Annotated in this window: 20 protein-coding genes; 14 read left to right on the top strand and 6 right to left on the bottom strand. The window is 38.1% G+C overall.

The annotated features are described in order from the left end of the window. Positions 1 to 387: 387 nt before the first annotated feature. Complete coding sequence (locus AC1DVK_RS20165; RefSeq protein WP_089363333.1) at positions 388 to 792, bottom strand: helix-turn-helix domain-containing protein; 405 nt, start codon at positions 790 to 792, stop codon at positions 388 to 390. Between the two features lie 230 nt (positions 793 to 1,022). Between AC1DVK_RS20165 and AC1DVK_RS20160 the strand changes: the two genes are divergently transcribed. The 8 genes from AC1DVK_RS20160 (at position 1,023) to AC1DVK_RS20125 (ending at position 9,258) form a co-directional block, all read left to right on the top strand. After that, positions 1,023 to 2,012, top strand: coding sequence for an asparaginase (locus AC1DVK_RS20160; RefSeq protein WP_377382931.1), 990 nt, complete (start codon positions 1,023 to 1,025; stop codon positions 2,010 to 2,012). A gap of 23 nt (positions 2,013 to 2,035) precedes the next feature. Continuing rightward, a complete protein-coding gene (gene aspA / locus AC1DVK_RS20155) occupies positions 2,036 to 3,466 on the top strand; it encodes an aspartate ammonia-lyase (protein WP_061463460.1) in 1,431 nt (476 codons plus the stop codon). A gap of 531 nt (positions 3,467 to 3,997) precedes the next feature. Beyond that, the gene (locus AC1DVK_RS20150) at positions 3,998 to 4,216 is read left to right on the top strand and encodes a hypothetical protein (protein WP_477627243.1); all 219 of its coding nucleotides are present in this window, start codon (positions 3,998 to 4,000) and stop codon (positions 4,214 to 4,216) included. A gap of 153 nt (positions 4,217 to 4,369) precedes the next feature. Next, positions 4,370 to 4,813 (top strand): CoxG family protein, encoded by a 444-nt coding sequence (locus AC1DVK_RS20145; RefSeq protein ID WP_477627242.1) that lies wholly within the window; start codon positions 4,370 to 4,372, stop codon positions 4,811 to 4,813. A 173-nt stretch (positions 4,814 to 4,986) separates the two neighbouring features. Further along, complete coding sequence (locus AC1DVK_RS20140) at positions 4,987 to 5,250, top strand: metal-sensitive transcriptional regulator (protein WP_061463458.1); 264 nt, start codon at positions 4,987 to 4,989, stop codon at positions 5,248 to 5,250. Positions 5,251 to 5,485: 235 nt separating this feature from the next. Next, positions 5,486 to 6,943: a cardiolipin synthase gene (gene cls / locus AC1DVK_RS20135; protein ID WP_089363336.1), complete on the top strand. Its 1,458-nt coding sequence runs from the start codon at positions 5,486 to 5,488 to the stop codon at positions 6,941 to 6,943. A gap of 80 nt (positions 6,944 to 7,023) precedes the next feature. Beyond that, complete coding sequence (locus AC1DVK_RS20130; protein WP_176431951.1) at positions 7,024 to 7,773, top strand: (S)-benzoin forming benzil reductase; 750 nt, start codon at positions 7,024 to 7,026, stop codon at positions 7,771 to 7,773. Positions 7,774 to 7,995: 222 nt separating this feature from the next. Beyond that, positions 7,996 to 9,258: a glycosyl hydrolase family 18 protein gene (locus AC1DVK_RS20125; protein ID WP_089363338.1), complete on the top strand. Its 1,263-nt coding sequence runs from the start codon at positions 7,996 to 7,998 to the stop codon at positions 9,256 to 9,258. Between the two features lie 926 nt (positions 9,259 to 10,184). Here the strand turns inward: AC1DVK_RS20125 and AC1DVK_RS20120 are convergent. Further along, the gene (locus AC1DVK_RS20120; RefSeq protein ID WP_477627241.1) at positions 10,185 to 11,387 is read right to left on the bottom strand and encodes an MFS transporter; all 1,203 of its coding nucleotides are present in this window, start codon (positions 11,385 to 11,387) and stop codon (positions 10,185 to 10,187) included. Between the two features lie 219 nt (positions 11,388 to 11,606). On the opposite strand from AC1DVK_RS20120, the gene AC1DVK_RS20115 reads away from it, so the two are divergent. From AC1DVK_RS20115 to AC1DVK_RS20100, 4 genes are all read left to right on the top strand, one after another. Next, a complete protein-coding gene (locus AC1DVK_RS20115; RefSeq protein ID WP_477627240.1) occupies positions 11,607 to 13,322 on the top strand; it encodes an ABC transporter ATP-binding protein in 1,716 nt (571 codons plus the stop codon). Positions 13,323 to 13,703: 381 nt separating this feature from the next. Continuing rightward, positions 13,704 to 14,795, top strand: a complete 1,092-nt coding sequence (gene wecB / locus AC1DVK_RS20110; RefSeq protein WP_477627239.1) for a non-hydrolyzing UDP-N-acetylglucosamine 2-epimerase — start codon at positions 13,704 to 13,706, stop codon at positions 14,793 to 14,795. After that, positions 14,788 to 15,774, top strand: coding sequence for a polysaccharide biosynthesis protein (locus tag AC1DVK_RS20105; protein WP_477627238.1), 987 nt, complete (start codon positions 14,788 to 14,790; stop codon positions 15,772 to 15,774). Before wecB ends, AC1DVK_RS20105 begins: the two co-directional genes overlap by 8 nt. 1 nt (position 15,775) lies before the next feature. Continuing rightward, positions 15,776 to 16,624, top strand: coding sequence for a dTDP-4-dehydrorhamnose reductase family protein (locus AC1DVK_RS20100; protein WP_477627237.1), 849 nt, complete (start codon positions 15,776 to 15,778; stop codon positions 16,622 to 16,624). Positions 16,625 to 17,276: 652 nt separating this feature from the next. Here the strand turns inward: AC1DVK_RS20100 and AC1DVK_RS20095 are convergent. The 4 genes from AC1DVK_RS20095 to AC1DVK_RS20080 all read right to left on the bottom strand — a co-directional run bounded on the left by AC1DVK_RS20095 (position 17,277) and on the right by AC1DVK_RS20080 (position 21,326). After that, complete coding sequence (locus AC1DVK_RS20095; protein ID WP_477627236.1) at positions 17,277 to 17,909, bottom strand: DUF1796 family putative cysteine peptidase; 633 nt, start codon at positions 17,907 to 17,909, stop codon at positions 17,277 to 17,279. A 289-nt stretch (positions 17,910 to 18,198) separates the two neighbouring features. Continuing rightward, positions 18,199 to 19,116, bottom strand: a complete 918-nt coding sequence (locus tag AC1DVK_RS20090; RefSeq protein WP_289337479.1) for an NAD-dependent epimerase/dehydratase family protein — start codon at positions 19,114 to 19,116, stop codon at positions 18,199 to 18,201. Between the two features lie 145 nt (positions 19,117 to 19,261). After that, the gene (locus AC1DVK_RS20085; protein WP_477627235.1) at positions 19,262 to 20,491 is read right to left on the bottom strand and encodes a glycosyltransferase family 4 protein; all 1,230 of its coding nucleotides are present in this window, start codon (positions 20,489 to 20,491) and stop codon (positions 19,262 to 19,264) included. A gap of 394 nt (positions 20,492 to 20,885) precedes the next feature. Beyond that, entirely contained in the window at positions 20,886 to 21,326 is a 441-nt protein-coding gene (locus tag AC1DVK_RS20080) for a hypothetical protein (RefSeq protein ID WP_377382853.1), read from the bottom strand. 431 nt (positions 21,327 to 21,757) lie between these two features. Here AC1DVK_RS20080 and AC1DVK_RS20075 point away from each other — a divergent pair, with 431 nt between their 5' ends. Next, positions 21,758 to 22,666, top strand: a complete 909-nt coding sequence (locus AC1DVK_RS20075; RefSeq protein ID WP_477627234.1) for an NAD-dependent epimerase/dehydratase family protein — start codon at positions 21,758 to 21,760, stop codon at positions 22,664 to 22,666. Between the two features lie 60 nt (positions 22,667 to 22,726). Then, positions 22,727 to 23,105, top strand: a 379-nt coding sequence (locus tag AC1DVK_RS20070; protein WP_477627233.1) for a glycosyltransferase family 2 protein, incomplete at its 3' end; no start/stop codon positions are given.

The following is a 23,105-nucleotide window of genomic DNA, read 5'->3' as shown; positions in this document are numbered from 1 at the left end:
TGATCTTTGAATAAGACGACTTTCTTCTATTAATTAATAAAAACTAAATTTTATTGAAGAGCTACAAACCAGTAAGTAATTTTTACTCATTCTTAATTGGGGTGAGAGTCACGAACGTGAAAACTCAACATTAATCATAACCAGGACGACTTACCTAATTTTTTTAAATGGAGTTCATGAACTTAATAGCCTCTTTCTCCCGGAAGTTCCCAACTATAAGGGAGATAGTGAAAACAATTCCAAACCTTCAAAAATACTAATGACATGAATAACTTTAAGGAACGCTGATGCTGTATGGCCGGTACCTTTTTAATGCTACAGAATATGATAGTCTATACTCAGGTTTCGTTTATTTGCTGCCGAGATTTATATCAGAAGTCCAACTTATCAGATTTCAGCACAATGTCTTGTTGCTTCATTTTGTTTATTGCGATTTACTTCCAATTCTCGCTTAGATCTAATAAAAGCAATAAATTGAATCATTTCTTCTTCAGAAAGAGAGGTTCCATCGACAGCTAGCTCCATGTTTGGGAAATCCGTTAATTCCATGACTTGATTGGACTCTGTGGAAACATTTCCAGACTGAAAAACTGGATAATCTACTCTACCTAGAATGTAATCGGTGGATGTTTCATATAAGCCGGCTAATAAATTAATTGTTTCTAATGAAGGGCGGCGGTGCCCCGATTCGTAACCTGCATAGGTACTCTTAGCGATTCCGAGTCTATCAGCCGTATATTGTAAAGACCATCTTTTGCCCTTCCTTAATGCAGTTAATCTATTTAAAATCATCTTTATTACTCTCCTTTTATATATAAAACTATTATAACATCATATTACAATGAAGTGTACGCGTAATGAATAACTTACGCTTGATTTCACAGTGGAACATGACTATAATTACATATGGTGTACGCGTAATATAGACATTCACAAAGTACATCCTTTCTGAGATGCTTAGAATGATTGGTAAACAGGGAGGCTCTATAGGGGGTAGTATATTGGAGAAGTTGAAGTCAAAAATTAAGAAGTTGATGTTGATTACTACCGGTGGTACAATTGCTTCGTTAGAAGGGAAAAATGGACTGGTACCGGAGATGAAGGCTGACGAAATTTTAGGCCACCTACCGGGATTAGATTTACAATGTCAGATTGATAGTAAGCCTTTGATGAATATTGATAGTACGAATATGCAGCCCGAGGATTGGACAGAAATGGCAAAATCCATCCATGAGCACTACCATGATTACGATGGCTTCGTCATCACCCATGGAACAGATACAATGGCTTACACTTCAGCTGCGCTCTCATATATGTTACAAAATTTAGGGAAACCGATAATTATTACTGGTTCTCAAATCCCGATCGCCTTTAAAAAGACGGATGCCAAAAGAAATATCTCTGATGCGATTCGGTTTGCTTGTGAAGATATCGGAGGAGTATATGTAGTTTTTGATGGTAGAGTCATCCAGGGTACTAGGGCCATTAAATTGAGAACGAAAAGCTATGATTCTTTTGAAAGTATTAATTATCCTTATATTGCTTCCATATATGAAGATAAAATTGAGTATCTTAAGCCAGTTCATTCACTAAAGAATAAGGAACCTAAGTTAGATGGATCCCTTTGTACTGATGTTGCTTTAGTTAAGCTGCATCCCGGAATTAAGCCGGAATTCTTTGATTTTCTGAAAAATCAATATCGGGGAATTGTTATTGAAAGTTATGGAAGCGGCGGTATTCCATTTCAAGGAAGAAATATTTTAGAGAAATTGAATGAGTTGGTCGAATGTGGAATATCCGTTGTCATTACTACCCAATGTTTAGAAGAAGGGGAGGATATGGATATATACGAAGTGGGACGAAAAGTAAATAAGAATGTCATCATTCGTTCGAGAAATATGAATACAGAAGCCATCGTTCCTAAGTTGATGTGGGTATTAGCAAAAACACAGGAACCCAAAAAGGTGAAGGAAATGATGGAAACACCGATTGCAGAGGACATTACATTCTAGAACATACAAAGGGGCAAGAGGAAATGTTAATAGATGAAAAAACATACCGAATTGAAAAAGACTTTCTTGGGGAAAAGGAAATTCCAGCAGATGTTTATTATGGGATACAAACTTTACGAGCTGTAGAAAATTTTCCGATTACCGGTTACAAAGTTAATGAAGAAATGATTCGTGCACTTGCTATGATTAAAAAAGCAGCCGCTTTAGCGAATATGGACACGAAACGGTTATATGAAGGTATTGGAAGCGCTATCGTTAAAGCTTCAGATGAAGTGATCGATGGAAAGTGGCATGAATATTTCATCGTTGACCCAATTCAAGGCGGCGCGGGTACATCGATGAATATGAACATCAATGAAATCGTTGCCAACCGTGCGTTAGAACTTATGGGACACAACAAAGGTGATTATGCACATGTTAGTCCAAACAGCCACGTTAACATGTCGCAATCAACAAATGACGTATTTCCAACTGCCATTCATTTATCAACACTACGACTATTAGAGCAATTGATACAAACAATGACAAAGATGAGTACGGTCCTAAAGAATAAAGCAAAACAATTTGATCATGTTATCAAAATGGGACGCACACATCTTCAGGATGCAGTGCCAATTCGTCTCGGTCAAGAATTTGAGGCCTATAGTCGCGTATTAGAGCGCGATATCAAAAGAATTAGTCAATCACGTCAACATTTATATGAAGTGAATATGGGAGCAACAGCAGTTGGAACGGGATTAAATGCAGATCCGCGCTACATTGAAAATGTTGTTAAGTATTTAGCTGAAATCAGTGAATTGCCACTTGTAGGAGCAGAACATTTAGTAGATGCAACACAAAATACGGATGCCTATACTGAAGTGTCAGCTTCATTGAAAGTATGCATGATGAATATGTCTAAAATTGCTAATGATTTACGTTTGATGGCTTCAGGACCAAGAGCGGGATTAGGAGAAATCACACTTCCAGCACGTCAACCAGGTTCATCGATCATGCCCGGAAAAGTAAATCCAGTAATGCCAGAATTAATTAATCAAGTTGCTTTCCAAGTGATCGGGAACGATAATACAATATGCTTAGCTTCAGAAGCAGGGCAATTAGAATTGAACGTAATGGAGCCAGTGCTTGTATTCAATTTACTACAATCTATTAGCATAATGAATAATGCATTCAATGTCTTTACAGATTATTGTTTAGAAGGTATTGAAGCGAATGAGCAACATTTAAAAGATTATGTTGAACAAAGTGTTGGTGTGATTACAGCAGTCAACCCGCACCTTGGTTACGAAGTGGTTTCACGTATTGCGCGTGAAGCGATTTTAAAGGGGAAATCAGTTCGTGAACTTTGTTTACAGTATGATGTGTTAACAGAAGAAGAACTGGATTTGATTTTAAATCCTTATGAGATGACAAAGCCTGGTATAGCGGGAGCGTCTCTTTTCAATCGGGAATAACCAGTAAAAGATAATATTAATCTATATAATTATGGAATAACTATGCCTTTCGGACCATTGGTTTAAAGGCATAGTTATTTATTTGTAAATAATATTCTAATGTGAAATTTTCACTCAGTCATCCTCGGTAATGCAATCGTCAAAGGTGTCATTAAGCCACCGTTAAATCGTTTGTTCCCCTCTTGAAACGAAATAGCTGCTTACGGCTAGGCCCGGCTCTCCAATTGTTTACACTTCCTTCTTTCTGTATTTGTTTAAATCGAATTCTTCGCCCAGTTTCCAAATGGCAAATAATTGTTTATTCCAAAAAAATATCACCTTTTTTGAAAATATAAACGTCCTTGGAGGTGGTATTATCAACTATGATTTGGCTGCCCACACCAGATCTCTTGATTAGGCAGATTATGGGTCCCGACAATCCGTTTATACTGAGTACATAATACGATACAAAAAGGATGGTTTCCATTTCAGAGGGGCGATTCTTTGAAATGATGAAGATATCTTTTATTAAGGCTCTTTTCGTAAAGCTTGTTGTTTTTAAAACGAAACTATTTAAGGTTGATTGGAGCGGAAGTGCGAGACTCCTGCGGGAGCAGCGGGACAGGTGAGAACCCACAGGCGTTTACGCCGAGGAGGCTCATCGCCCGCCCTGCGGAAAGCGAGCATCTGGAGGGGAAATCAACCTCAATTCACTACCTGGTAAATAGCAACAAAGTATGTAAAACAGCCTTTATTAAAGTTATGAGCTGATAGTGTACTATCTTTAAAGAGTTTTTTTAAAGACAAATACGACAGTAATATTGTGAAAATTTGTTTCGGAATCTAATTTGCTATCCGGTCTAATCTTTATTGTTCAGCCATATGTTAAAAAGATGTAAGTAAAATGATTAAGGGGGAAGTGCTTTGTCAGAAGGATTGCATAGTATCATTTTACCGGTTCCGATAAGAACAGTATGGGGTTTTGTTAGTAGCATAGATCGTTGGGCACCTCTTGTCCCAGGATATATCAATCATGAGATGATAAATGATGGGACACTTATATGGGAGTTTAAAAGCGATTTGGGACTAATGAAAAAGAAAATTAAACTTGAAGTGAATATATTGGAATGGAACGAACCCGATAAGGTAACATTTAAACTTAAGGGGTTAAATGAAAAATTTGAGGGCCATGGCTATTTTTTAGCAGAACAGTGCGGCAGTGGAAAGACTAAAATGACTGGCTGCCTGGCGATAACGGCAAAAGGTGCTAAAGCCCCGATTGTCAATGCTTTGTTAAAAACCTACGTTCCCCAAATGATAATCGAGTTTTCTGAGGCTATTGCACAAAGTCTGCTTGTACAAAAATAGAAATTACATATGGATTTAGGAATATTGATCATTGGCACTTGACAATTATACCTAAGTGGTATGTATTATAAATTGTAAGATTTTTATTCAAGCTTCACTTCAAACTGAACGGGTTTTATGATGGAGTCTGGATAGGATTCAAAAGTAATTGGCAGGTAGGAGGCAGACCTCACATGGAATATGATAAGCAGATGAAGAATAGAGTGAAGCGAATTGAAGGGCAGCTTCGTGGGATATTGAAAATGATGGAGGAAAACAAAGATTGTAGAGATGTGGTAACGCAGTTATCTGCCACTAGATCCGCAATCGACAGGACAATTGGGGTAATTGTAAGTTCCAATCTTGTAGATTGCGTTCGGGAGGCTAATGAAACCGGAGAAAAGAATCCCGAGGAGCTAGTCAAAGAAGCTGTGAATTTATTGGTGAAAAGCCGGTAAGTCAATTTACATTTATGTTAATGTTGAGTTGGGATTATTAAGAGAATGATTATAAAACAATCTGTTCATACTGGGAAATGTTGGTGGGGCAGTGGATGTTTTTATTAAATGGGTCTCTACAGGAGGAGGCCTATTTTTGTGAATTCTCTGTTTTCCTTTTATAATAAGCAAATCCTTTGATATAAAGAATTTGCATGTTATCCTTAAGGGGATAAAAATTGAGTGAGGGTATGCTATGGAATTTACGCATGTTACATCGGTTTTGCTCGGCCTTGTTATCATTCTTAATATATTATTTGCCACGATTGTCATATTTTTCGAAAGAAGGGAAGCGAGCACCACCTGGGCTTGGTTATTGGTGTTATATTTTCTGCCTGTGGTTGGTTTTATTTTATATCTCCTTTTTGGAACGAGTTTAAGGCACGCCCATTTGTTCCAATGGGAGGACAAGAAGAAGGTCGGGATTGAAGAAATCCTTGATAAACAGATGGAAGAGCTTTCTACAAATCATTTTCCCTTTCGAAATGCTTCTTCAAGTAATTATCGTGATTTGATTTATATGCACCTCCGGAACAATGATGCCGTTCTTACGGAAGATAATCAAGTCGATATTTTTACGGAAGGAAAAAAGAAGTTTGACCAGCTTTTTAAAGATATTGAAGAGGCTGAAAACCATATACATATACAATATTACATCATCCAAAGGGACGGCCTTGGTAAGCGATTCATTGAGGCTTTGACTAAAAAAGCTAATGAAGGCGTCAAAGTGCGAATTCTTTATGACGAGTTGGGATCTAGGGGAATGACTAAAAGTTTCTTCAGGGAATTTAGGCAGGCAGGAGGACGAGTGGAGGCATTCTTTCCATCCAAGTTAAAATTTATAAATTTACGGTTGAATTTCCGTAATCATCGAAAGCTTGTCATCATAGATGGAAAGGTAGGGTATGTTGGCGGCTTTAATGTAGGGGATGAATATTTAGGGCTTAACCCAAAATTCGGTTATTGGCGTGATACACACCTTCGAATAAGGGGTTCAGCTGTAAAAGCCATTCAAACCCGTTTTATCCTGGATTGGAATCAGGCATCAAAGCACCATGATATAACATATCAGCCTCATTATTTCCCTACTTTAGAGCCTCAAGGCAATATAGATTTGCAAATTGTGACAAGTGGGCCGGATTCTGAATGGGAACAAATTAAAAATGGCTATATTAAAATAATTTCTTCAGCAAAGAAATCGATTCTCATTCAAACACCTTACTTCATACCGGATGCAAGTTTATTGGATGCACTCAGGATTGCCAGCTTGTCTGGATTGGATGTAAAAATCATGATTCCGAATAAACCGGATCACCTTTTCGTTTATTGGGCAACAACTTTCAATGCAGGGCAATTATTAAGAGCGGGAGCTAAAATATACATCTATGATAACGGCTTTATACATGCGAAGATGATCGTCGTGGATGAAGAGGTCTCTTCGGTGGGGACAGCTAACATTGATGTCCGAAGTTTTAAATTGAATTTTGAAGTCAATGCCTTCATTTATGATGAAGGAATGGCCGAAACACTGACAAGCATTTTTTATAAGGATATCCAAGTCTGCAGGCAGCTTACAATTGAAGAGTTTGAAAAGCGATCAAGATGGATTCGTTTTAAGGAGTCCATTGCAAGACTGGTATCGCCCATTTTATAATTTAAAAAGAAGCGGCCCATTACTATGTGGGCCGCTTCTTTTGGTACAATAGAAAATGATCTATTAAAGGGGGAAATGCCGTGAAAACTTTTATAATCACAGGAGCTTCTAAAGGTTTAGGTGCTGCCATTGCCAAGCGATGTATGCGGACGAGTGATCATTGCATTTTAGTTTCCCGTACAGCCCATCCTGAAATGGAGAGGCTGGCTGGAGAATTCGGGACGAAACTTACATTCATTTCGATGGACTTGAATGAGACTGATAAGTTACCTTCCTTAATCATTGAGATTCTTGCTGCTGTCGATGAAAAAAGTGACATTTACTTCATTAATAATGCAGGTGTCATAGAACCGATAAAGCCGGTAGGGAACCTTGGTCAGGTAAATTTGGAAACAAGCATGCGGGTGAATTTCATGGCACCCATCGTATTGACCGATGAATTCGTTAAACTAACCCGGGACTGGAATAGAAAGAAGGTAGTGGTGAACATATCTTCAGGTGCAGCAAAAAATCCCTATCATGGCTGGGCTGCCTACTGCAGTACTAAGGCAGGGCTAGAAATGTTCACGCGGGTTGCAGGGTCGGAACAGGGTAAATTACCTTTCCCTACGTCTCTCATATCTTTTTCACCAGGTGTAATGGATACGGAGATGCAGGGAACAATCAGGTCAGCGGACGAACGGGACTTTTCCAATCGAGACAAATTCCATGAATATAAAGAGAAGGGTATGTTAAGGAGTCCCGAATTTGTGGCAGAAAAACTATTGCAGCTAATTGAAGTGGAAGATTTGGAGAATGGGAAGTTTTACGATATTAAGAATTTACTTTGATGTATGTAAGAATGGGTAAAACGGAAAATCAATTGATGGCTCATATTGAGGGGTGTCCTTTTGGACATCCTCTTTTTTATTAAGCATTCCTTTATTCCACTTCGTAAAAACCCCATCATTTAAATATCGCATGGGATACCATCATTATGGAAATGAGATAATTCGTTCTATCTATTAACCTGAATAACATAAACTTTTTGGAGGGGGGTTGGAGGGTTTTGAATGACGATCATTGTTGTGAAAAAAGGTGACAGTCTTTGGGAAATCGCCACGAAAAATAAAGTTGACCCATCGAGGATAATTGAAGTCAACGGATTGGAATCAGCAGCTTTGGTTCCTGGTCTGGCATTGTATATACCTAATCAAAATGTGGTGAATCGAAGGTATCTTATTAAAAATCAGGATAACCTTTCTAAAATAGGCAGTCGTTTTGGAACAAGTGCTGCGGCAATCATGAAGGCCAATCCAGGAATTGTTGCGAGCTCGCTAAAGGTTGGCACAGAAATTTCGATTCCGTCTCCTTACAAAAATCAATTGATTACGCTGGGGTTTGCCTTCCCGACTTCTGGTGGGGTAGTATTTGAAACACTTGAGGAGAATGGTGATAAATTATCCTACTTAGCCATTGTAGCTTATTCCTTTACCGAGGAAGGCTTTGCATTCATTGAAGGTGATGACCTCCCCCTAATCGCGAAATGCAAGCAAGCCGGGGTGACGCCGCTATTGATGATCCGGAATTTCCAAGAGGGGGATTTTGATGCTGACTTGGCTGGTGATGTTCTCACTAATTCAGGATTCAGAGCGAATTTAATCAATAGTATGTTGAATTTCGTAAGGGAGAAAGGCTATGGGGGTGTCAGTATGGATATCGAATTCATCCCTCCTGCACGACGTTCAGATTATGTGCTTTTTTTAAAAGAATTAAAGGCGGGGTTGAACGAACTGATCCTCCATGTGAACGTACATGCAAAAACAGCAGATAATCCCGATAATCGAATTGTAGGCGGTCATGATTATCGGGGGATTGGAGAGGCAGCCGACCTAGTTGCCGTGATGACCATTGATTATGGGTATCCAACTGGCCCGCCTGAACCAATTTCCCCTCTTTGGTGGATGGGCGAGGTTATCCGTTATGCTTTGGCGAATATACCAGGAAGTAAATTACAGTCTGCATTTCCTATGTATGGATACGATTGGATAGTGCCTAGCCATGAGACTAAGGCTTTATCAGCGCAAAATGCCCAAAATCTTGCGATTGCAACTAGTTCTGAAATCACTTTCGATACTTCCGCGGCATCACCTACCTATTCTTATAGAAGAGAGAATTCGAAACATGTCGTTTGGTTAGAAGATATTCGTTCGATAAGCGCTAAATATGAATTGATTGATGCATATGAACTGATAGGGGCCACTTATTGGCAGATTGGCTTGCAATTCCCTCAGAATTGGGCGTTTATGGAACAGAATATCTTGATAATAAAATAAAACGAATTTGGGAAAAGAGGAGGAGAATTTATTTTTTTGTCTGTTTATTTGTGTGACTTTCATCAGGACCAAGACAATCACACCAGGATTTTAATGTGAGTCTATCGTGTTCGTGGCCTTCTAATCGCTAAAAAGAAAGGGAGCCATGGAAAATGAACGGCACCTCCAATTGTTAGATGTTGTCTAACAATTGGAGGTGCCATTTTTTTGACTAAATCTACGATAGACGAAAAAATACATGCAGTTTTAGCGTAATTGGAAGGGGAAAAATCCTATAAATCCATTGCATATGAAAGAAATGTGGTTTATCCCCTCTGAAAGGATGGGTCGCTCGCTATCTTGAACATGTGATGGAAGGACTTGCTTCATCCTATACAAATTACACTCTGCCCTTTAAACTAGAGGTACTTAAATATATAAATGAATATGAGACATCGATCAGCGAGACCGTTGTACACTATAACCTTCCTTCGATTCTACAGGAAGGAGGTATAGACGCCCTTAAATTTTTTAAAAAAAGGGCGTCTATCCATGAAAAAAAGAAACCAAGAAAACACCGCCATCTAAATGCTCTCAAGAAGCACTTCTTGCCGAATGAGAAGGGAATGACTATCTAAAAAAGTTGAATGCCTTAGTTCAAGAAAAGGAAGCCCTACAAGAAAGACAAAGCGAAAGCAGTCCATGAACTAAGTAAACAAATTGATTTAAATCTGCTTCTATCCATTTCTAACATGGCACGGGCAAACGCCTTCGGTCGTGAGGATAAATACACAGAAATTAAATCCCTGCCCTCAAGGCTGCCTAATTAAATAAAGTGTCAACTTTTTGGGTTCACTTCAAAAACCAAGGCTCCTTTTCTTTAACGGCGAATCGAAAGGAATGAAGGGTCGGCTAGGCTAGGCATATTCGATCTTGACAGTGGTTGATCACGTTTCCTTCCCATATAAGTGCTTCCTTTTAAAAATTGCATAAAGAAAGGCGAGCAAAATCAGGGTGGAAGAAAATCGGAACGTTGTTTCGACACTGTATGTTTCTGTTATATAGCCTAACAGCAAGACAGAACCGGCAAATGTAAGATTGATGACCGCTCCCCAAACTGCATAAATTTTCGCAAGCGTCTTTTCCGAAGCATGGTCTTGGAATAGCTTGGTGTAAATCACTTCCCGGATTTGTTCAGGGAGACCATACAGACATGCCAGCAGCAATGCGAATGCTGGAATACTGGTAGATCCAAAAAGCAGGATCAGCATTGCACTGAGAAATAGTCCGAAAATGATGAAGAATCCTATATGTTTTTCTAGTAACTTGGCAAAACGGATGACGATCAATCCACTGAAAATCATGCCGATAAAGTAGCTTGTGTTAATGTATCCCCACCACTCCTCACCTAATTGCAGGTTCTCATCAACATATACATAAATAACGGCAGCTACCCAAACGCTTGAAGCTAACGTTGTGATAAAATCAATGGAAATGAGTGTACGGATAGTTGGGAGATGGCGAATCGCTATCCATCCGGATTTAATCGAATCCCGGTTTGACGGACGAACGGTGTTCGTTGTTTGTTCTGAGACTTCAATTTTTACTGTATAGAGGGTTGAAACGGCAAACAGTATGATCGTAAGCCAGATAATGATACTGCTGTTGGTACTTATTAATAAGACGGAACCGAGAGGCCATCCTGCTACAAAGATTGTCTGGGTAATCATATTCAAGAAACCATTCGCCTTCATCCGTTCTTCTTTTGGAACTAATTGAGGAACCAAAGCTGCGCTAACCGGGGCAGCGACTCCATCCAATAATGAAATCATGGCAATGAAGAACATGACGGCAACAGCAAAACCATGATTGAAATTTGTTATATAGATTCCTAAGACAACGAGTAAGATAGTCTTCCACCATTGAGATTGTACAAGGATTCCTTTTAAAGGAAACCTGTCGATGACAAGGGGGGCAAGTAAACTACTGATAAACCGAAATATCGTTGTAGTGAAAGGGAGCAGACTCAAATAAAAGGCCGATCCCGTTAAGGTATATAATAGTGAAATCAACCCGACTACATAAAATATATCCCCTAGATTTGCAAACGCCTGACCAATCCAAAGGCATCGAAACGATTTGTTTTTCATAAGTACCATCCTTTTACGAGAATAAAGTCCATTGATAATTAGAATGGTTTTTTATTTACACTGGATTCACTCCTTCATTTAATAGATTGAAAGAGCCGGGTTGGGCTGTTTTATATAGATGATTTTACCATAATATGAATATGTAGGTTCTGAAATGCTTGCTGATTATTGAATATGGAATTATACTCCTTAATATATGTTAAAAAGGAGAAAAATTTGATGATTCGACGTTTTGCTTCATATTACCTACCACATAAGCGGTTATTCATTATTGACTTCTTCAGTGCAGTGGTCGTAGCGGTACTTGAACTTGCATTTCCGCTCGCAGTTCAGTGGTTTATCGATACACTCCTGCCTGGCGATGATTGGTCTGCAATTGTTTCAGTAAGTGCCGGTTTGTTCCTTCTCTATATAATTAGTACCTTCTTACAGTTCATCGTAGGGTATTGGGGTCACAAATTGGGTATCAATATTGAGACTGATATGCGTGAAGAATTATTTGAACATGTGCAAAAACAATCTTTTCGTTTTTTTGATAACACGAAAACCGGCCATATCATGAGCCGTATAACCAATGATCTGTTCGATATTGGTGAACTTGCTCACCATGGTCCCGAAGATTTATTCATCGCCTTCATGACTTTTATAGGTGCATTTTGGATTATGCTGACAATCAATGTGAAACTGGCACTCATATCCGTATGTATATTACCGTTCCTCGTTTTATTGATTGTCATTAGTAATTTAAAAATGAATAAAGCCTGGAGAAAGATGTATACGGAAGTTGCTGATGTAAATGCCCGTGTAGAAGATAGCGTCTCAGGAGTGAGGGTTGTCCAATGCTTTACTAATGAAACATATGAAATGAATAGATTTTCTACTAATAATCGCAGATTCCGTAAAGCGAAACTTCTTGGATATAAGGTAATGTCCTTTAGCTTATCAGGCATTTACATGATGACGAGGTTTATGACCCTTGCCGTGTTGGTGATGGGAGCTTGGCTAACTTTTCATGGGCAGCTATCTTATGGTGAACTGGTTGCATTCGTCTTATATGTTAACGTATTATTTAAGCCAATCGACAAAATCAGTGCGTTGATGGAACTCTATCCAAAAGGGATGGCCGGCTTTAAGCGTTTTACGGAACTTCTTGATGTCGCGCCTGATGTCGTGGATAAAAAGGATGCAATAGCGGTTTCTTCCCTTTTGGGGAATATTTCCTTTAAAGACGTATCTTTCAACTATGAAGAAAAAAAATCCGTTTTAAAAGGTATTGATCTTACTATTAAAGCGGGTGATACCATCGCTTTTGTCGGGCCATCTGGAGCAGGGAAAACCACAATATGTTCATTGATCCCACGATTTTATGACGTTAATGCCGGTTCGATTTCCATTGATGGAATTGATATTCGTGAGATGACGAAAAAGTCATTGCGGTCACAAATTGGCATTGTCCAGCAAGATGTTTTCCTATTTACAGGAACTGTTAAAGAAAACATTGCGTACGGAATGCTTAATGCATCAGATGAACAAATTGTGGAAGCCGCAAGGAAGGCCCATTTAGAGAATTTCATTGAAGGACTTCCAAAAGGCTATGAGACTCAAATAGGTGAACGTGGTTTGAAATTATCGGGGGGACAGAAACAACGGATTGCAATAGCAAGGATGTTTTTGAAGAATCCGCCAATATTAATTCTCGATGAGGCAACCTCTGCACTCGATACTGAGACGGAACGAATAATTCAGAAGGCCCTTACTGAACTTGCCGAAAACAGAACAACGTTAATCATCGCACACCGATTGGCAACCATTCGTAATGCTGACAAAATCGTAGTTGTTACGGAAGAAGGAATTGTTGAAGAAGGCGGTCATGATGACTTACTTAAACAGGGGGGCATTTTTTCCAATCTACATCAATTACAATACCAAAAATGATAAAAAGCTATATGTCCTTACGAGGATATATAGCTTTTTTAATAGAATGGAATGGTGTTCAATCAATCATGATTTGGATAAAACACAATTTTAAATTGATATTACAAAAGGAATCCAACAAATTACAGCTCCCTTTTAATGAAGAAATCGAAAAATGGTAGAAACTTTGCCATTATTTCTATTTTCCCAAAAAAGAAAAATAGAAATTCCGTTTCGTCTTTTAACACTCAAGGTTGCGAGGGGATGGGAAGTATTAGCAGGTTAAACGTTCGAATTGAGGCGAAATCTAATAGGTTCGCCTATATCAATAGGATTGGCAGTGCATACAATAAAGGGGAGACGGAGAGGCCATAAACCAGAAAAAAGTAAGGAGTGTAAATCGTGAAAGTAATGACTATTTTAGGGACTCGACCTGAAATCATCAGATTAAGTCTAATAATCAAGAAATTAGATCAGTATGCCGATTCACATATTTTAGTGCACACCGGACAAAATTTCACCACATCCTTAAGCGAAATATTCTTTCAACAGCTACAGGTGAGAACCCCTGATTATGTCTTGTTGAAACAGCAGCAAACCCTCGGGGAACAGTTAGCGGCCATTTATAAGAATTTAGAAACTATCATATTAAATGAAAAGCCTGACAAAGTATTGGTGTTGGGGGATACGAACTCTGGGCTCAGCTCCATCTTAGCAGAGCGGATGGGTATCCCCGTCATTCATATGGAAGCAGGAAACCGTTGCTTTGACCTGGAAGTGCCAGAGGAGAAAAATCGAAAGATCATTGATGCTGTATCAAGCTTGAATTTACCTTACACTCCTCAAAGTAAAGAGAATCTTTTGAATGAAGGTATCCCCAGTAAAAGAATCTATTTATCGGGAAACCCCATTTTCGAGGTTTTGAACCATTACAACAATGAGATCGAGCAAAGTGTAATTTTGGACAAATTGAATCTCGATAAGGAGGATTATTTCCTCGTTACAGCCCATCGTGCCGAAAATGTTGACTATGAAGATCGATTGATCGAAATTATGAAGGGCATTAATTTGGTCGCCGAAACCTATCAAAAAAGAATCGTATGCAGTTTACATCCCCGGACAAAATCCCGCATAGAACTCAGCCCCAAATTAGAAGTGCACCCATTAATTGAATTCCATGAGCCATTTGGGTTCTTTGACTTCGTAAAGCTTGAAAAAAATGCTTTTTGTGTGCTGACCGATAGTGGAACCGTTCAAGAGGAATGCTGCTTGTTCCATGTACCGACCGTGACGATTCGAAAAACAACGGAAAGGCCAGAAACAATTGAGTCGGGCAGCAATATGTTATCGGGAATTAACGCTAAACAAATTGTCAATTGTGTGAAGGTTATGGTTAACCAGCAAAAGAACTGGACTTTTCCAGAAGGCTACGACCATAAAAATGTTTCGGATAAAGTGCTTAAAATAATACTGGGAGGCCATGAAATTGATTAAGAATCGAACAATCTTGGTAACAGGCGGTACAGGCTCATGGGGATATGAATTGGTTAAGCAGCTATTGGACTTTGAACCGAATGAAATACGGATTTTTTCAAGAAATGAGTCCAATCAATTTACAATGAAACAAGAGTTTGATAATAATCCTAAATTGCATTTCATAATCGGAGATGTAAAAGAGAAGGAAGCTTTATTGGAAGCATGCCAAGGTGTTGATTATATTTTCCATTTGGCAGCGTTAAAGCATGTTCCTGTATGTGAAGATCAACCTATTGAAGCTTTAAAGACGAACGTAATTGGAACCCAGAATGTTATAGAAGCCGCTATAAGCTGTAATGTGCATTCAGTTGTGAACATTTCTACAGACAAGGCCTCGAATCCATCCAATTTTTATGGTCTATCAAAGGCAATGGCGGAAAGACTGATCATACACGCTAATACATTAAACACAAAAACAAGATTTGTTTGTATCAGGGGTGGAAATGTTTTAGGAACGAACGGAAGTGTCATCCATGTATTTAAAAAGCAAATCAAAGAAAAGGGAAAAATAGGTATCACGGACTTAAATATGACAAGGTTCTTTTTAACCATTGAAGATGCAATTAAATTGGTATTTAAGGCAACCTTTGAAAGCATTGGCGGAGAAATATTCGTGATGAAAATGCCATCCTGTAAAATTATTGACCTCGCTGAAGTTTTAATACAAGCATCCAATAAAGGAAATGTTGATGTGGAAGTCCTAGGTATCCGTCCTGGTGAAAAACTCCATGAGATCTTACTTTCTGAATATGAAAGCACGACGGCAATTGCCTATGATGAAGAATATTATGTAATACTGCCAGCCATTCACATAGAGGGTATAAAGGAACATTACTCTAAATACCAGCCTGTTAGTTTAGAAGATTATAACTCTGGCACAGGACTAATGGGTAAAGCCCAGATTAAGGAAATGCTAAAGAAAGGTGGCTTCATTTAACATGAAGGTACTAGTCCTTGGTGGACAAGGAATGGCAGGCCATATTATAAAAGATTATTTCACAAGGGACCCCAAATATCAGGTAACCTATACGTCAAGGGATCCGAATGATAAAAAGGGCTTATATCTGGATGTAACCGATTTAACGAGTCTAGAAGAAATTATGGATAAAGTAAAACCCGACATTACGATCAATTGTATTGGGATATTAAATGATCATGCAAGTGATAATACGAAACTCGCTTTTCAGGTTAATAGTGTGTTTCCCCATCAGCTTGTCAAATTGAGCGAACGCAATAATGGGAAATTGATTCATATCAGTACAGATTGTGTATTTTCAGGCACAAAAGGAGATTATACAGAGAACGATTTCCCTGATAGTACCACGATTTATGGTCAGTCTAAACACTTAGGAGAAATTATTAGCGAAAAACATTTGACGATACGGACCTCCATAATAGGCCCAGAACTAAAAAATGATGGAATTGGTTTATTCCTTTGGTTCATGAAACAAAAAGGTGAAATAAAAGGGTATGAAAAAGTGCTTTGGAATGGTGTAACAACACTTGAATTGGCTAGAGCGATAGACACGATGATCCAGAAGAATATTACTGGGTTATATCATTTAGGCTCGGAGGAGAAAGTCTCAAAGTTATCCTTATTGAAATTGATTGCAGAAGTCTTTGAGAAAAATGATGTAGAAATTATTCCGGATTCAAATATAGTTATGGATCGAACCATAAAGAATGGTCGGTCCGATTTTAAATACCAAGTTCCAACTTATGAAAAGATGTTAGCAGACTTAAAAGATTGGATAAGAAAGCAAGAAACAAACAGACAAAATGGTTAATGTAAGTATTAACCACTTTTTAGTGCCTGAAAGGCTTAAACGGAAGAACCGAATGATAAAATAAATAATGTAGAGAATCTATTTATTTTGTCAAAAGGTGATTTCTTTGAGGATATCTGAAAAAAAACAATATTAAATATTAATGGTCAAGAAAGAAAATATGCATATGACCATTAGTATATTACATATATTAGTGATCAAATGCTAAAAAAATTACTTTAGGATGAAGTAAATGAAAATTGTATGTAGAGTTAGGCGGGAACGTAAAAATACAGGTATCAAAGATAAAACGAATATAAGAAGGAAAATTCGTTCTACCACGGGCGATATCTAGACTTTTAATAAATAGTTCGATTAGTTTCATTCCAGTATAAAAAAAATTTTGGTTTATGGGTGGAACAATAGAAAAAACCGCCTCCTAGTAAAGAAACGGCTTAAAACATATCTTGCTTTACTTTGTTTTTCAATCGTTACTAGAAGGGGATCTTAGTTAGAATAGAGTATTTAGGATTCTGAATTATAACCTGTCCAAACTTATGGTATGGGTACTATAACGTGATGGACAATCTTTCTTATCCATGAAAGGTTTGATAAAACCAATAATGAAATGTTGGTTCTTATTTTTATTTTATCTAAGCTGTGGTGTCATAAACTAAACATTGATGCTAATGCCACTCAGTATCGTTTTCCAATGATGGTCATTCGAGTTCCAAATATCATGGTTAGGAAGTTCAATAACACAGACTTTCTCTAGGGGCCAATCGTTTTCAACAATGCCGTTTACATTCGTATGTTTGATAACGAGGATCCGAAAGTCATGCTTCACCAATCCGGATAAAATAGACTCGAGTTCCTTAACCTCTTCGAATGAACCCTCCGTCCTTACAAAAAGGATTTTTTGACTCGTTGACATTTTTTCTAGGAATCTTTGAATTCTTCTGTCATATTTCTCTTTGACCTCAGGATAACCGCCTAAATGGGTCAGCGAATTCTTATCTGTTTTAAAGTCATGATTGAAGCCTATATTGTAATGCTCGTCTAATACGTAAAGGTCCAACTGCGAAAGGTATTTTATTGGTTTTAAATGACGGGGATCCAAGAAATCGGAAAACTGATTTTGCAGAAGAAGGTTCACTTTAGGTAAAGTGGGAGAACCTACCCAATCCAGCACTCCTGCATATGGTCTTAAATTGTTTTTTCTCAGCTGAATGGAGGCCAAACAAAGATCTCCCAAACTAAAGATAGCATCGTAACTTCCGCTAATATCTTTTAAACGTAAACTCATTTTTTCATCTCCTTTTATGTTACAGGTTTCTTCCGAATTGTTTTATTTTCGGTAGAAAAGGAATGGAAGGATGTGGTTTTCTGCTAGAGTCGAGATGAAAAAAACCTACATCCTTCTTCATTCCGGTTACTATATTAAATGTAGTAGCGATGTAATGTGAGACGGCAAAAATCAAAACACTATTGAAACTGAACAATTTTTATCGAATCACATGTAAATTAGTAAGGAAAGGTTAAGGATAATAGCATTACCCCGCCTCTTAAGTTAATAGGCTAAATTGAAACTGAAACTATTTCATACATGAAAATGTATAGGTTTCTGATAACCCATTAAAAATATCAGTCTTTGGATACCAATTCAGCGATTGCCGTGCTTTCCTGTTGTCAAGGCAGCTGTGTTTGATATCTCCAGTTCTTCCGGCTGAATGGACTGTATTCACTTTGGAGCCATGAATTTGTGTTAGCATTTTCAATAGTTGATTTACTGATGTTTTCTGTGCCGTGCTTACCTGGATCGTTTCTTGATTACCTCGATCCACCGAAGCGATGTTGGCATGTACTATATCTTTCACATATATAAAATCACGCGTTTGTTCGCCATCACCGTGAATGCTTAAAGGCATCCCTTTTTTGAGTTTTTCTAAAAAGACTGCGACGACTCCGCCTTCTCCTTTTGCTGTTTGTCTGGGCCCATAAACGTTCCCATAACGGAGAATCGTATACGGGAGCCCATAAAGCTGATGAAATAATCGGATATATGCTTCGGCAGTCAGTTTTGATAAGCCATAATAAGAAATCGGTCCTGTCAGATCATCTTCGGAAATCAAGTCTTTCTGTAAATTACCATAAACACCTGATGTAGAGGAAAAGATCAGTTTACTTACAGAAGAAGATTCATGACAGGCCTTAAGAATATTTATTGTTCCATTGATATTCACATCGGCATCATATTGGGGTTCAAGAATGGAACGACTCACATCCGCCTGTGCAGCCAAATGGAAAACGACATCTGGCTTTTCCCTCACAATGATTTGCCCAGCTACCTCGCTGCATATATCTACAGTATGGATGATGGCATTGGGATGTACATATTCTGTGTGTCCGGAAATCATGTTATCCAATACATGGACCTCGGCACCATTTAAGATAAGTTCTTCAACGAGATGGGAACCAATGAACCCAGCCCCTCCTGTCACGATAGCCTTCATACATCATACTCCTTTTATATGTTTTCAGTATTGTATGTTATACGGCCACTACTCGCTTAAACAGGTACCTAGCTTTATCTAAAAAAGAAAGGGAAAAGAAAAGATGCTGACGCAATTGGAGTGGTCAGCACCTTCTTAGTTGTCATTATTTATTCTTCCTTTTGGTAATTGCGCTTTCATATACACCTAGCACATTTTGAACACCTTTATCCAGAGACCAGTGATCAATACCCCATTTTTTGGCGTTTTCTCCAAGGTTTTTCATATAGGGCTCATGCTCTAATAAATAATCTATATGGATGGTTAACATTTTTTCATCTCCTACAGGTGTTAATACACCTGTAATTCCATGTTCAATGATTTCAGGTACTCCTCCCACATCACTGGCGATTATAGCCTTACCAGTAATTTGTGCTTCTATTACTGACAAAGGCTGGTTTTCCATCAAGGTTGGAAGAACGAAAATATCCGAAATGGATAACAAATAAGGAATATCATCCCGTCTCCCCAAGAAGATCACGTCAGTTTCCAAGCCCATGGCCTTGCTTTTAATTTTCAACTCCATTTCCTGGGGACCGTCTCCAACTATCCAACAAACCCAATCATTTCTGATTTCCTTTAATTGCATAAGTGCCCCTATTAAATGATGCACTCCTTTAAACTCATTCAATCGACCCGTATAAATAATCACTTTCTTATCGGCTGGACGTTGAATATCGGATTTTTCGTCCACTCGCCTCAGGAATGATTCGATATCATATCCATAATGAAAAACACTAAGTTGTTCATCTGGAACTTTAAATTCATCCGTTAAAATATTTCTCATCCATTCATTGGCTACAATCGTATTATCAGCAGAAGTCGCACCATCATATTCAAATTGATTAAAATAATATTGCCCTTTTTTTGCGCTGCTTTTATTTTCCGTTTTGGAGGTATAATACGCGCTCTTAAGTTCGTGAGCAACACAACCATGGAGGGTGGCGACTAGAGCAGTTTTTTCGGATCTTATTCTGTTAATGCAGACGGTTGAAAATATATCTTGTGTATGAATGACATCATATTGTTCCAAACCTAAATGTTTTGCTCCTAACTGGAAAAAGTTACACCTTGTTTCATAATAATGGATCACTGGATCGCTATGAATGGGTGAATTATGTTGGTCCATCAATATCGAGATTTCTTCTGGCAGCAGTGCATCCCTATATATCCTGCGATTTTCATTGATAATGTGAACATAGTTATGGGCCTCACCATAGCTTAGTAAATCTACCTCATGTCCTAGAGATTCGAGCTTTTTTTTTAATTGTTGCATATAGTTCCAAACACCACCCACATGTGGTGCTACCCAAAAAGTGGCAAGCAGGATTTTCATGAATATTTCTCCCATCTCTTAGTACTTAGAAACTAATGATTTCATATTCGTTTTTATATAAGTATTCAGAAGATAAACTTGTGTTATTGATGGGTGTCATTATGAACAATTTTTCTGAAACCACTTTTAAAAAAATTAAAAAAAGAACTAACAATGAGTGACTGCCCTGCCATTCGATGTTAGTCCTGCAAGTTAATATTTTTTTGAACAAAGCCTTTTTTTGCGCTTCCCAAGGGATTGAAATAATAAATTATTAAAACTAAAAATGATACAAAAAAACAAGCGAGCAAAACTGTTACACACTCGCTATAAAGTGGTTTGATATTACTCTATACATAAAAGGGTTCTAGGGTAAGACATCTTTTATGAGTCTAGTATTCCTCACTATTTAATACTAGCTGGAATATGCAGCTGCGTTAAGGCTTTCTGGGCCAGTCCGAGTTGGTGCGATTACTATTCCTCCTGGTATGCTAACGAACGCTTGATACACTAAAAATCCAGGGTTAGGTGGTGCATAGTCACAACCGGTTACAGTTATTATTCTTCTGGCAGCGACTTCTAATACACCGATAGCCGGTGAGGTTTCTACTGCTGAATAGACAAGGACCCGTCCAGGTCCTACACCTCTATAAATTTGGATGGTAATAGGTACGGCGACAGTTGCTATAGAGCTAATGGCGGTGGTTGCAGTGAATTGAATACGAAGATTCGGTCCAGCATTCGCTGTGTTAAGGCCAAGTGTTGCAAAAAGTGCGGGCGTTGAGGAAAGCGGAATGGAAATTCCTCCACTAAAACTAATGTTTTGCGAAACTTGAGCGTCTAAAAATGTTCCCAATATATATCACCTCTTTTCTAAATGGTATATTCCAGTATATAAATAAGATTATTTATTCGTGTGGACAAGTTACCTTTTCTAAAACAAAAATTTTTTTTGAATTTCAAGAAAACAAAGATGTTAAATTCATCTTTATAATTAATGTTCCATTCGAAATGAAACGTTTGAGGTTCAGGAGTAATATTGAAAAACATAAGTTTTTGTCCATTTGTTCTTAAAATGGAGAGAGTAACCTATAGCAAATGAAGGATAAAGGCATAATGTAATAAGGAGTCTGTGTGAGCAATGAAATAGGTCTCATTAATCATGACTCTAAATGATGATTACTAAAATATAAATTATGAGTTTAATAAGGATTTCGAAAATAAACGAGACCATTAAGTTGGTAAAAGTGTGAATATTAACATCAATAGTGATTGGATGAGAAATCGATGAATCAACAAGGAAAATTAATAATCACAGGGGCTAATGGGTTTACAGGTCGGCATGCATGCGCACACTTCCTGAAATCAGGATTTGATATTACGGCAGTTTCAAGAAAAAAGCTGAATATCGAAGGTAAGATAACTGCAGAATGTTGTAATCTGACAAATGGAAACGATGTAAACAACCTCATCAAAAGGACCAAACCTCAGTACCTTCTCCATTTAGCTGGTCAAAACCACGTTGGGGAATCATGGTTGGAACCCGTTTCAACTTTGGAGGCAAACACCATGTCCACTGCATATTTAATCGATGCCATTCGTAAACAAAGTCCAACTTGTAAAATCGTGATAGTCGGCTCAGCTCTTCAAATTGATCCCATTTCCATTTCCTCTATTCCCCATCCTTATAGTTTAAGTAAAACACTTCAAGTACTTATAGCAAAATCATGGGCCGTTTTATATAACATGGATATCATCATTGCAAAACCATCCAATCTAATTGGACCCGGACTATCCAATGGGGTTTGTTCCATTTTCGCGAAAAAAATTGCAAAGATGGAAAAGATGGGAACGGAAACGGTCCTTGAGGTCGATAATCCGAATGTTCAACGTGATTTCCTGGATGTAAGAGATGCAGTGAGAGCTTATGACCTTCTTTTGAGAAGGGGACAGTCTGGAGAAACATACGATGTTGCTTCAGGTACTAATCGTTCTTTAGAAGACATCATTGAAGGCTATAGGACGGTAACAACAGGTGAAATTAAGGTGAATTCCCAACGAAATGATTTAATCGAAAATAAAATGGCAATCAATCCTATTAAGCTCGTGAATTTGGGGTGGAAGCCAAGTATCCCACTTGAATCATCTTTAATGGACATTCTTGCCTTTCATCGCGAATTAAAGGAAAAGTGCTGAAAAAAAATGGAAGCAGTTAGAAAAATACTTCATGTAAAATGTTTCTCAGGAGGGAAGGCAATGGAGCCGAAAGTATCAATCATTATTCCATTTTATAATTGTCCCTATATAGATCAAGCCATTCAAAGTGCGCTTGATCAAACCTATAAGAATTTAGAGGTTATTGTCGTAGATGATGGTTCGACAATTTTCACTGAAAAAATCGAGCCGTTCTTGGAGAAAATCCGTTACTTAAGAAAAGAGAACGGGGGAACTGCGACAGCTTTGAATCATGGGATACATGCTGCTACGGGAGAATATGTCGCTTGGTTAAGCTCGGATGATTATTTCCTGTCAGAAAAGGTGTCTTTGCAGATTTCGTTTATGCTCGAACATAACGCAGATGTGAGTTTTACGAATTTTGATTGTATTGATAAAAATGATGATGTCACTCTTCCTT

Source organism: Peribacillus sp. P4_B1 (assembly GCF_056402395.1).
Note: the sequence above shows the minus strand (reverse complement) of the source record. Positions and strands in the feature narration are given on the sequence as shown.